Below are 11565 nucleotides of genomic sequence, written 5' to 3'. Positions count from 1 at the left end.
AAAATCAAGTCGCCGCTGCGACCGACGGAACCATCGTTGTTCACGCCCGCGCCGAGCGTGCCGGTCGAATTGACGCTGCCGGCATTGACCGTCGTATTCTGCTGCGCCGCCAGCGTCCCGCTGTTCGTGAGATCGGCGGCAGTGTTCGCCGACAGCGATTGCTGCGCGTACGTCGTGCCGTTGTTCTGGATACCGCCGGCCGCCGCCAGCGCGAGGTTGCCGCTCGCCGTGGTCTTACCCGTGAGCACAAGTCGGCCGTTCGACTGCAATGTGAGATCACCCGCCTGCGCCGCGATCGTACCGGCGTTGGCCACCCCCACGCCGTTCTCGTTCGATGCGAGGAAGATTCGATTGCTATACATGCCACCCAACTGGCTTACATCGATAGCAACCGACGGAGCAGGACCATCGCCGGCGATCGGCGTCGCGGCAAGCGTGTCGTGATTAACCTGATTCGTACCGGCGATTACATTGAGGTTCTTCGCATAGACCGCCGCGTTCACCTGCACCGCTCGCGCAATCAGATCGACCTGATCGATATTGGCCGCGTTCAGGCCTGCGCCTGCGACAGTCACGAGACCGCGGTTAACGTTGTAGCCGGCAAGCGACCCATCGGCGCCATAGAACGGCACGCCGGTGGTCAGGGTCGCACGACTGGTATTGAGAAAGCTGCCGCCGTCGACGAAGATCCCGGACGGGTTAGCGATGACGAGCTCGGCCCGGGCGCCCGCGATCTCGACCGTGCCGCGGATTTGGGAGGGATTGGGGCTGTTGACCTGGTTGACGATGATCCGCGCGGCCTGCCCGGCTCCGTAGTTCGGGTTGCCGTTGATCCAGCCTGCCTGCTGCGTCTGAACCATCGTGGCCGAATTGTTCAGGATCGCGCCGGCTTTTTGTACGTCGAACTGGTTGTAGGTGTTGACCGATACGCCCGCGCCAGAAGGCTTGGCCACGTTGACCTGAGGCAGGCCGTTCGGCGTCTGGATCACCTGTGTGCTGGTTCCCGGCGTCGGGACAATCTGCGCACCGGACAAGCCGGGCAACATGCCGAGCACGGTCACACCCGCGGCGACGGCGACAGCGCGCGTGCCGGACGCTGACGAACGCCGCCGCGTGCGCATCTCGCCCGTTGCCGATTTCCGTTCAGCAGTCGCCGTCTCCGCTACGGCCACTACCATTCCCCGGAGCCTGGAATACACCAGGCGGTGCGTATTCTTGTTCATTCTCGCCGACGCGGCCCGCGTCCATTCATTGGTTATTGGGCGAGAGATTACCGAAACACCGGAAAATGACTGTCAAAAATTGCCAAGCCGTTGATTGGAAACCACAAGTTTTTAATTTCAGATCCGTCTGATTGACGCGCTCTCAAAAGTCTCGCGGAGCTCCCAAAGCATATTCATGGCATACCTGATCGATTCCTCGTGTTCGTGTCGAATGCGCGTGCCAATGGAATCGGCCGCTCACGAATACCTCGTCGCAAGCAGCCGAAACGACGCGCGGGGGATTCCGTGTATCGACAAGCTGAAAAACGGAACTGTGACGTGAGCGACGAGACGGGGATGCCGCCGCCGGTTAGCGCACGGCGCGGCGGGTCCTTGTCGGAATGTGCCGATTTTGCGGGCGCGCGACGCCAAGCCGGCTACCCGTCCCACCCCCTCGATCCAGATCCCGTCAGAACTTATGACGGATCCCCGCATGCACCATCAGCTGCTTCGACGTCGACGACAGATCGGCCGCGCCTGGGATAAGCGCCTGATCGAGCGACGAACCAGTCGCATCGCCCGCGACCCGCTGGTACGCGCCCATCACGTAGACATCGGTACGCTTCGACAGGTTGTAGTCGGCCATCAGCCCGAGCGAATGGATCTTCGGCTTAGCGCTACCCGTGGTCGCGTCGTAGCGCACGGTCGTATACACATACTGCGCACCGACGAAGAACGCCGGCGTGAACTGATACTTACCGTTCACCTCGAAGTTCTGATACTTGATCGCCGTGACCGCGCCGCCCGCGAGCGGGCCCGTCACAGGTTCGATCGTCTCGTCGCCGAACAGATAGCCGACGTTCGCGGTCGGCCGCGTGACGTTGCTGTTCGTATACGCGAACCCGATCGTCGCGGGCCCGGCCGTGTAGTTGATGCCCGCCCCGAAAATCCGCAGCCGTGCCGACGCGAAGTTCGCGTCCGCACCGACCGACCCCGAACCCGCGATCGCGCCGCCACCCGTCGCACCCGGGTTGTCCGCATTCAGGAACGCCGCTCCGACGAGCAGGCCGCCGTGCTCGTACTGCGCGCCGACGCTCCACTGCCGGTTGTTCGCGAACCCGGTGTCGTTGCTGAAGCTGTAGGTGCCGCCGAACGAGAAGCCGCCGAAATCCGGGCTCGCATACTTGACCGTGTTGTTCACGCGGAACGAGTTGCCGGTGTTGTCGTTGTCGAGCGGATGCGAGAACGGATAGACGCCCCAGCTGCCGTTCGCGGTCGTCGGCGCGAGATAGTCGACGACCGAATCGTATTGCCGGCCGAGCGTCAGCGTGCCGAAACGCTCGCTGCCGAGCCCGACATACGCCTGCCGCCCGAACATCCGGCCGCCCTGCGCGAGCGTGCCGCTGTTCACGTTGAAGCCGCTCTCGATCTGGAACAGCGCGCTGTAGCCGCCACCGAGATCCTCAGTGCCCTTCAGCCCCCAGCGGCTGCCCTGCGCGAAGCCGCTCGCCATCTGCCACGCGCCGTGGCCGCCGACGTTGTTCGTATAGTCGATGCCTGCATCGACCAACCCGTACAGCGTGACGCTGCCTTGCGCGAACGCCGGCGCCGCACAGAGGGCCGGCATCGCGACGAAAAACAATCTCCAGTTCATTCGTTTTCCTTATTGATTTGATGATCCCCATCCGCTCGATACAACTGGGCGTCCCTTACTTTGTGCCGTAGATGTCGAAGTCGAAATACTTTCGGTTGATCCGCTGATACGTGCCGTTCGCGAGGATCGTCGCGAGCGCGCGATTGAACGCATCGCGCAGGTCGGTGTCCTGCTTGCGCAGCCCGAGGCCGTCGCCCTGCCCGAAATACTTCGCATCGTCGATCGCCGCACCGACGAACATGAAGTCCTTGCCTTGCGGCTTCTTCAGGAAGCCGTCGCTCGCCGCGATCGACGCCTGGAACGCCGCGTCGAGCCGCCCCGTCACGAGATCGGCGTACACCTGGTCCTGGTTCTGGTACGACTCGATCTGCACGCCGGCCGGCTGCCAGTTCGCGATCGCGTAGTCGGCCTGCGCGGAGCCCTGTTCGACGCCGACCCGCTTGCCCTTCAGCGACGCGGCCGTCGGCAGCAGCGGCGAACCCTTGCGCGCGATCAGCCGCGCCGGCGCATTCGAGATCCGGTTCGTGAATGCGATCTGCTGCATCCGCTTCGGCGTGATCGTCATCGACGACGCGATCACGTCGAACTTGCGCGCGAGCAGCCCCGGAATCATCCCGTCGAAACTCGATTCGACCCACACGCAGCGCGCATGCAGCTCCGCGCACAACGCGTTGGTGATGTCGATCCCGAAACCGGTCAGCGTGCCGTCGGGCTGCTTGTACTCGAGCGGCGGATACGTCGGATCGACCGCGAGGCGGATCTCCTTGCCCGTCCAGTCACCCGCGTGCGCGGCCCCTGCGATCGTCGTTGCCGTCAGCGCCACCGCGAGCGCCGCCATCCACTGTTTCATTGCCTGTCTCCTGGTTTCCATCGTTGAAGGTGAATCAAATTGGTGTGTGCGCATGTCGTGTCCGCGCATCCGAATGCCCCGCTCACGCGAGGTAGCGTTCGGCCAGTGCGATCCAGTAGCTCGCGCCCGTCGCGAGGCATGCGTCGTTGAAGTCGTAGCCCGGGTGGTGCAGCCCGCAGCCGGCCGCGCCTTCACCGTGGCCATTGCCGTCGCCATTGCCGATCGACAGGTAGCTGCCCGGGCATGCCTCGAGCATGAACGCGAAATCCTCGCTCGCCGCGATCGGCCGCAGATGCGGAATCAGCGCGTCGTCGTCGCCCCATTCGCGCGCGACGTCTCGTGCGAACGCCGTCTCCGCCGTGTGATTGACGAGCACCGGATAGCCGTAGCGATAGTCGATCTCGGCCGTCGCGCCGTAGCTGTCGGCCTGTCCGTGCACGATCGCGCGGATGCGCCGCTCGAGCAGCGCGCGCACGTCCGGCGACAGCGCGCGCACGCTCAGGGCGAGATCCGCATGCGGCGGGATCACGTTCGACGCGGTGCCCGCGTGGATCGAGCCGGTCGTGACGATCGCCAGTTCCTGCGGGTTCACGTTGCGCGACACGACGGTCTGCAGCGCCATCACGATCGATGCGCAGACGACCACCGGATCGATCGTCGTGTGCGGCACCGCGCCGTGGCCGCCGCGCCCGGTGACGCGCACACGCACCTCGTCGGCCGACGCCATCGCCGGGCCGTCGCAGAAGCCGAGCACGCCGGCCGGCAGCCCCGGCACGTTGTGCATCGCGAACACGGCATCGCACGGGAACTGCGTGAACAGCCCATCGTCGATCATCCGCTTCGCGCCGCCGAGCCCTTCCTCGGCCGGCTGGAAAATCACGTTCAGCGTGCCGTTGAAGCGTTCGCGCTCGGCGAGGCAGCGGGCCGCCGCGAGCAACATCGCCGTATGGCCGTCGTGGCCGCACGCGTGCATCACGCCGTCGTGCCGGCTCGCATGCGGGAGCCCGGTTGTCTCGCGGATCGGCAGTGCGTCCATGTCGGCGCGCAAGCCGAGCCGTTTCCCGTCGCCGCGCGCGAGCGTGCCGACCACGCCGGTGCCGCCGAGGCCGCGCGTGACCCGATAACCCCATGTTGTCAGGCAGTCGGCGACGAGCGCGCTCGTCGCATGTTCTTCGAAACCGAGCTCCGGATGCGCGTGCAGCCGCCGGCGCAGCGCGATCATCTCCGTCTCGATGGCCGCCATTTCGGGCGCGATACGTGTTCGGTCCAACCCCGTTAATCCTCGAAAGATGCCGTATGACGATTGCCGAAAGGGCCGATCGTTGACGAGATCGTAGGCAGCGAAAAAACCGGCGAACAGCCGCAGTTTCGTTATGATGACAACCTTTCGTTGTCGGGTTACAGCCCGGGTTACAGCCCGCTTCATAGCCCGCTTCATAGCCCGGTTCATAGCCCGGTTCATAGCCCATTTCGCACCATGACCACAATCAAGCTGCATCAATTGCAGGCGCTCGTCGCGAGCGCGGAGGCCGGCAGCATCCGCGGCGCGGCGCGCGCGCTCGGGCTGTCGCAGGCAGCCGTCACCCGCGCGCTGCGCGAGCTGGAGGCCAGCGAGCGCCTGCCGTTGCTGGTGCGCGCGCCGGAAGGCATCGGTTTCACCGAATACGGAAAGACGCTGCTCACGCACGCGAAGCTCGTGCTGAAGCAGCTCGAGCACGCGCAGAGCGATCTCGAACGGATGCGCGGGCGTGTCGAGGGACGGCTGAGCGTCGGTGTCACGCCGTGGCTCACGATGACGTTCCTCGCGGAAACCGTGCTGCAGTTTCGCGAGCGGATGCCCGACGTGCGCCTCGAGCTCTACGAAGCGCTGATGGCCGTCGCGCAACCGCTGCTGCGCGACGGCAGCATGGACTTCGCGCTGGGCCATGTGCAACCCGGCAGCGGCGCGCAGGAATTCGCGTTCGAGCCGCTGCTGCGCTACGACACGTCGGTGATGGTGCGCGCCGGGCATCCGCGCGAACGCGCGAAGTCGGTGCACGACCTGCTCGATTGCGACTGGGTGCTGAATTCGTCGGCCGACGGCCAGGCCGCGCTCGTCGACTATCTGTTTACGCGGCACGGCGCGCAGATCGACGAACGGCGCATCGTGCGCGCGCAGTCGGTCGCGATGCTGCAGACGATGCTCGAACAGGCCGGCATGTGCACGTGGTGCCCGACGATCCTCGCGGCGGTGCCGCCGTTCGGCGACCGGATGCGCGTGCTGTCGCTGAAGGAAACGTTCGAGCCGAGCGAACTCGGCGTCGTCACGCGCCGCAGCAGCACGCTGAGCGATGCCGCGCGCTGCTTCCTCGACTGCCTGCTGCAGGTGATCCGGCGGCATGCGCGCTCGGCGCGCAAGGAGGATCTCGCGCTGTTTCGCACGCTCACGTTGCTGATCTGACGCCGACACCGCGCGCACCGGCAGCGCGAACCGCGCGGTCGGCCGCCGCCCCCTATACATCATTGGCCATCCGGGCACGACCGGGTAGACCGCCGCCCCCGCATTGTTCTATACTGCCCCCCAGTATCCGGAACCCACCATCCCATGCCGCATTCCCCCGAAGAAAAGAAACGCGTGCTGATCCGCGTGCGCCGTGTGCGCGGGCAGTTGAATGCGCTCGAGCAAGCGCTCGAGGAGGGAGCGGACTGTGGCCCGGTACTCCAGCAGCTGGCTGCGATCCGCGGCGCGATCAACGGCGTGATGGCCGGCGTGCTCGAAAGCCATTTGCGCGAGGAATTTACCCAGCTCGCGGATGCCCCGCGGCCTTCTTCCGAATCGATCGACGATATCGTGACCCTCGTCCGGTCCTACTTGCGCTGACCGGCGCAGGTTCGTCGACGTACCGCCCATTCGATGATTTTTTTAAGGAATTGCCATGAAGTCACGTGCCGCAGTCGCATTCGAGGCGGGTAAGCCGCTGCAGATCGTCGAGATCGACGTCGAACCGCCCCGCAAGGGCGAAGTGCTCGTCAAGATCACCCATACCGGCGTCTGTCACACCGACGCGTTCACGCTGTCTGGCGACGATCCGGAAGGCCTGTTCCCGGCCGTGCTGGGCCACGAAGGCGCCGGCATCGTGGTCGAAGTCGGCGAAGGCGTGACGAGCGTCAAGCCCGGCGACCACGTGATTCCGCTCTACACCGCCGAATGCGGCGAGTGCCTGTTCTGCAAGAGCGGCAAGACCAACCTGTGCGTGTCGGTGCGCGCCACCCAGGGCAAGGGCGTGATGCCCGACGGCACCACGCGTTTCAGCTACAACGGCCAGCCGATCCATCACTACATGGGCTGTTCGACGTTCAGCGAATACACGGTCGTCGCCGAAGTGTCGCTCGCGAAGATCAGCCCGGACGCGAACCCGGAGCAGGTGTGCCTGCTCGGCTGCGGCGTCACGACGGGCCTCGGCGCGGTGAAGAACACGGCGAAAGTGCAGGAAGGCGACACCGTGGCCGTGTTCGGCCTCGGCGGCATCGGCCTCGCGGTGATCCAGGGCGCGAAGCTCGCGAAGGCCGGCCGCATCATCGCGGTCGACACCAACCCGGGCAAGTTCGACCTCGCGCGCGTGTTCGGCGCCACCGACTGCGTGAACCCGAAGGATCACGAAAAGCCGATCCAGCAGGTCATCGTCGAAATGACCGGCTGGGGCGTCGATCACAGCTTCGAGTGCATCGGCAACGTCAACGTGATGCGCGCGGCGCTCGAATGCGCGCACCGCGGCTGGGGCCAGTCCGTGATCATCGGCGTCGCGGGCGCCGGCCAGGAAATCTCGACGCGTCCGTTCCAGCTCGTTACCGGCCGCCGCTGGCTGGGCACGGCGTTCGGCGGCGTCAAGGGTCGTTCCGAACTGCCGGGCATGGTCGAGGACGCAATGGCCGGCAAGATCCAGCTCGCCCCGTTCGTCACGCACACGAAGCCGCTCACCGAGATCAACGAAGCGTTCGACCTGATGCACGAAGGCAAGTCGATCCGGACCGTCGTGCACTACTGAAATAGGCGTCAGCGGACCGGTTGCTGCGGCGATCGGTCCCGTTGCGTGTGATGCGCGCCGGCAAGCTGAAAGGCTTGCCGGCGCGCCGCATTTCCAGCGCCCTGTTCCGGTGGGCCTGCGACGGTCGACGTCACGTCATGCTGCCGGCAACACCGATCTGGCGTGGCGCCGTGCGCGCCAACGTCAGTCCCGCGCGCCGATCAGCGCGCGGCGAACCGGCATCGTCCGCGCGCATGACGCGCATGAAGCTCGCGCTTCACACATGTCCCAGACATTCAACGTTGCGCGTGCGTCGTCCGCACAAGCCACAAGCCACAAGCTTCAGCACCGCACGCGCCGCATCCTGAGCGTCGCCGACGGCGATTCCCCGAACGCGCGCTTGTACTCGATCGCGAACCGCCCGAGGTGCGCGAAGCCCCATTTCAGCGCGATGTCGGTCACCGACGCGAGCCCCGGTGTCGCGTCGTCGAGCAGTTCGTCGCGCACATGTTGCAGCCGCAACTGTCTCACGAACGCCATCGGCGTGATGCCGTGCCGGTTGCGGAAACCGGCGAACAGCGTGCTCGGGCTCACGCCCGCGAGCTCCGCGAGCCGTTCGATCGTCAGCGGCTCGTCCACATGCGCGCGGATGTATTCCTCGACGCGCCGCACGTAGAACGGCGCGAGCGGCGCCGGTGCCGGGCGCGTGCCGTTGCGTACGGTGTTCGGGTGGCCGTACAGCAACAGGTTGAGCAGCGTCGATTCGAGTTGCTCGAACGCGAGCGGATGACGCAGCGGATGCCCATCGGTTGCGATCGCATCGGCGAGCATCGGCAGCATTTGCGCGAGGCACGCACCCTGCGGCGACGACAGGCTGAATTCCGGTTCGAACTCCACGGGCACGCGCCGGTCATCGCCGAAATGGCGTTGCGCATGCCGCTCCATCACGTCGCGTTCGATGCGCAGGATCGCTTGCGGGCACGCTTCTCCCCAGCGCATGCGCAGCGACAGCGTGGGTGACAGCAGCGACGCGGTGTCGGGCGACGACACGAAGCGCGTCGCGCCGCACTCGATCTCGGCATCGCCGCGAAGCGGCATCTGCAACAGATAGAAATGCTCGAGCGGCCCCGGCTCGATCGACACCTCGCCGCCGTAGTCGAGCAGGTTCAGCGACAGGTTGCCCCAGCGCGCATGGTGCATGCAGCTGTGCAGCCCGCGCGAGTTCCCGCTCAACGTGAGTCGATGCGGCTTGAACACATCCGCCACGCGCGCGCGCACTTCGTCGAGATCGTTCGACTGCAGCAGCAGCGTGTCGTGATTGAAACAGGCGGCGTCGCCCAGCCAGCCCGTTCCGGCAAATTGCCCCATCGAAGTTCTCCCGTCGTGCTCGATCGCACTTGCGCGGTGCGCGCGTTCCCGATCCGGGGAATCCGGTCGCACGATCCGGATAGCGTCCGGACTATCCGGACAATCCGCGTCGTTACACTACGCAAGCCCTGCGTACCTACGCAAGAAGCGGACCGTTCGCGCATCGTAGAAAACTGTGCGGGCCTTCCGCATCCGCACATACCCGCAGTGCGCCGCGTTCCGGCCTCGGCGCGGCCGGCCGCTCCACAGGTTTCCGGAATTCGCGGATACCGGCCGAAGAAAGCGGATAGAAACGCGCGTTTCGTCCACCAATACTGGGCCCATGCAAGCCACGAACAGAATGGAGGGACACATGAAAGGACGACACATCGAGATCCCGTCGCCGGACGGCGGGGCGTTTCGCGCCTACCTGAGCACGCCGGCCGGCGGCACGGGGCCCGGCATCGTGCTGTGCCACGAGATCTTCGGCGCGAACGCGACGATGCGCGACGTGGCTGATTATTACGCCGAGGAAGGCTACACGGTGCTCGTGCCCGACCTGTTCTGGCGCCAGGCGCCCGGCATCGAGCTCGGCTACACCACGGCCGATTTCGAGCGCGCGATGGCGCTGTACCGCGAGTACGACGAAAACAAGGGCGTCGACGACATTGCCGCCGCGCTGGCCGTGCTCACGCAACGGCCGGAATGCACGGGCGGGGCCGGCGTGCTCGGCTTCTGCCTCGGCGGCAAGCTCGCGTATCTCGCCGCATGCCGGCTGCCGAACGTGGCCGCCGCCGTCAGCTATTACGGCGTGGGGATCGAGCACGCGCTCGACGAGGCCGCCCACGTGCGCGGCCGGCTCGTGCTGCAGATCCCCGCGCAGGACCGCTTCTGCCCGCCCGACGCGCAGCAGCGCATCGCCGCGGCGCTCGCGGGGCGCGATGGCGTCGAAGTGTACGTGTACCCCGGCGTCGATCATGCGTTCGCGCGCGCCGGCGGCGATCACTTCGACAAGGCGGCCGCGGTGATGGCGCACCAGCGCGCGATCGCGGCGTTCCGCGCGGCGCTCGGCCCGCACTACGACCTGTCCACACTGTGGGAGGAACACCTGCGGCACGAGTTCGACACGCGCAACGTCGACGCGACGATGGACACGATGGTCGCGCAACCTTACGTGAACCATATTCCGACGCTGACGGGCGGTGTCGGCCATGACGAGCTCAAGCGCTTCTACACGCATCACTTCGTGCATGCGAACCCGCCGGACACGACGATCACGCCGATCTCGCGCACGGTCGGCGCGAGCCAGATCGTCGACGAACTGCTGTTCTGCTTCACGCACACGACCGAGATCGACTGGATGCTGCCAGGCGTCGCGCCGACCGGCCGGCGCGTCGAGATCCCGCTCGTCGCGATCGTCAAGTTCCGCGGCAACAAGCTGTATCACGAGCACATCTACTGGGACCAGGCGAGCGTGCTCGTACAGATCGGCCTGCTCGATGCAGCCGGCCTGCCGGTCGCCGGGGTCGAAACGGCGCGCAAGCTGCTCGACGAAACGGTGCCGTCGAACCGGCTGATGCAGCGCTGGCACGACAGCGCATAAGCGCCGGACCAGCGCGCGGCGCGGCGCACCCGAGCCGCGTCGATTCCAACCATCCAGGAGACACCCCATGACTGCTCTTTCCGGCAAAGTCGCGCTCGTCACCGGCGGCGCCACGCTGATCGGTGCCGCCGTCGCGCAGGACCTGAACCGCGCCGGCGCGTGCGTCGCGATCCTCGATCTCGATGTGCAGAACGGCGCACGCGTGGCCGATGCCCTCGGCGAACGCGGCATGTTCATCGTGACCGATATCACCGACGACCGTGCAATCGAACGCGCGGTGTCGGCCGTCGCCGAACGCTTCGGCTCGATCGACCTGCTGATCAACCTCGCGTGCAGCTATGTCGACAACGGCATCCAGGCGACGCGCAACGACTGGCTCGCGGCAATGGACGTCAACGTCGTATCGGCCGCGATGCTCGTGAAGGCCGTGCACCCCTACCTGACGCGCCGCGGCGGCGGTGCGATCGTGAACTTCAGCTCGATCTCCGCGCAATGTGCGCAGACCGGCCGCTGGCTCTATCCGACCTCGAAGGCGGCGATGCGGCAGTTGACGCGCAGCATGGCGATGGATCTCGCCGCCGACCGGATTCGCGTCAACTCGGTGTCGCCGGGATGGACGTGGTCGCGCGTGATGGACGAGCTGACGCACGGCGACCGCGCGAAGACGGACCGCGTGGCCGCGCCGTTTCATCTGCTCGGTCGCGTCGGCGACCCGGCGGAAGTCGCGCAGGTCGTCACGTTCCTGTGCAGCGACGCGGCGAGCTTCGTGACGGGCGCCGACTATGCGGTGGACGGCGGCTATTCCGCGATGGGACCCGAGCAGGCCGTGCCGGCGATTCCGCGTCTGGCCGAGTAAACGAGATCGTCACCACCGGGTCGCATTCCGGATCAAGTAATTCGTTATA

At 66.1% G+C, this 11565-nt stretch carries 10 protein-coding genes; 5 read left to right on the top strand and 5 right to left on the bottom strand.

Going from position 1 to position 11565, the window contains the following annotated elements:
- The 4 genes from C7H84_RS32125 to C7H84_RS32110 form a co-directional block, all read right to left on the bottom strand.
- The coding region (locus tag C7H84_RS32125) for a filamentous hemagglutinin N-terminal domain-containing protein (RefSeq protein WP_121862581.1) at window positions 1-1223 on the bottom strand (1223 nt) is incomplete at its 3' end.
- Between the two features lie 448 nt (window positions 1224-1671).
- Window positions 1672-2856 (bottom strand): porin, encoded by a 1185-nt coding sequence (locus C7H84_RS32120; protein ID WP_121862566.1) that lies wholly within the window; start codon window positions 2854-2856, stop codon window positions 1672-1674.
- A 55-nt stretch (window positions 2857-2911) separates the two neighbouring features.
- Window positions 2912-3706 (bottom strand): ABC transporter substrate-binding protein, encoded by a 795-nt coding sequence (locus C7H84_RS32115; protein ID WP_121862565.1) that lies wholly within the window; start codon window positions 3704-3706, stop codon window positions 2912-2914.
- Between the two features lie 82 nt (window positions 3707-3788).
- Complete coding sequence (locus C7H84_RS32110) at window positions 3789-4976, bottom strand: M20 aminoacylase family protein (protein WP_121862564.1); 1188 nt, start codon at window positions 4974-4976, stop codon at window positions 3789-3791.
- A gap of 207 nt (window positions 4977-5183) precedes the next feature.
- Between C7H84_RS32110 and C7H84_RS32105 the strand changes: the two genes are divergently transcribed.
- The 3 genes from C7H84_RS32105 to C7H84_RS32095 all read left to right on the top strand — a co-directional run bounded on the left by C7H84_RS32105 (window position 5184) and on the right by C7H84_RS32095 (window position 7731).
- Window positions 5184-6146, top strand: coding sequence for a LysR substrate-binding domain-containing protein (locus C7H84_RS32105; RefSeq protein WP_121862563.1), 963 nt, complete (start codon window positions 5184-5186; stop codon window positions 6144-6146).
- A 144-nt stretch (window positions 6147-6290) separates the two neighbouring features.
- Entirely contained in the window at window positions 6291-6566 is a 276-nt protein-coding gene (frmR, locus tag C7H84_RS32100; RefSeq protein ID WP_121862562.1) for a formaldehyde-responsive transcriptional repressor FrmR, read from the top strand.
- A gap of 55 nt (window positions 6567-6621) precedes the next feature.
- Window positions 6622-7731, top strand: coding sequence for an S-(hydroxymethyl)glutathione dehydrogenase/class III alcohol dehydrogenase (locus C7H84_RS32095; protein ID WP_121862561.1), 1110 nt, complete (start codon window positions 6622-6624; stop codon window positions 7729-7731).
- A gap of 321 nt (window positions 7732-8052) precedes the next feature.
- Here the strand turns inward: C7H84_RS32095 and C7H84_RS32090 are convergent, their stop codons facing one another.
- The gene (locus C7H84_RS32090; RefSeq protein ID WP_121862560.1) at window positions 8053-9078 is read right to left on the bottom strand and encodes an AraC family transcriptional regulator; all 1026 of its coding nucleotides are present in this window, start codon (window positions 9076-9078) and stop codon (window positions 8053-8055) included.
- 352 nt (window positions 9079-9430) lie between these two features.
- Here C7H84_RS32090 and C7H84_RS32085 point away from each other — a divergent pair, with 352 nt between their 5' ends.
- Window positions 9431-10660 carry a dienelactone hydrolase family protein gene (locus C7H84_RS32085; protein ID WP_121862559.1) on the top strand — a complete coding sequence of 410 codons (1230 nt, stop codon included), beginning with the start codon at window positions 9431-9433 and terminating at the stop codon, window positions 10658-10660.
- Window positions 10661-10727: 67 nt separating this feature from the next.
- On the top strand, window positions 10728-11516 hold the full coding sequence (locus C7H84_RS32080; RefSeq protein ID WP_121862558.1) for an SDR family oxidoreductase: 789 nt from the start codon (window positions 10728-10730) through the stop codon (window positions 11514-11516).
- Window positions 11517-11565: the final 49 nt, after the last annotated feature.

Source organism: Burkholderia sp. Nafp2/4-1b, assembly GCF_003635165.1.
GTDB lineage: Bacteria > Pseudomonadota > Gammaproteobacteria > Burkholderiales > Burkholderiaceae > Burkholderia.
The sequence above is the reverse complement of the archived record's forward strand: the minus strand, read 5'-3'. Positions and strand labels throughout refer to the sequence as shown.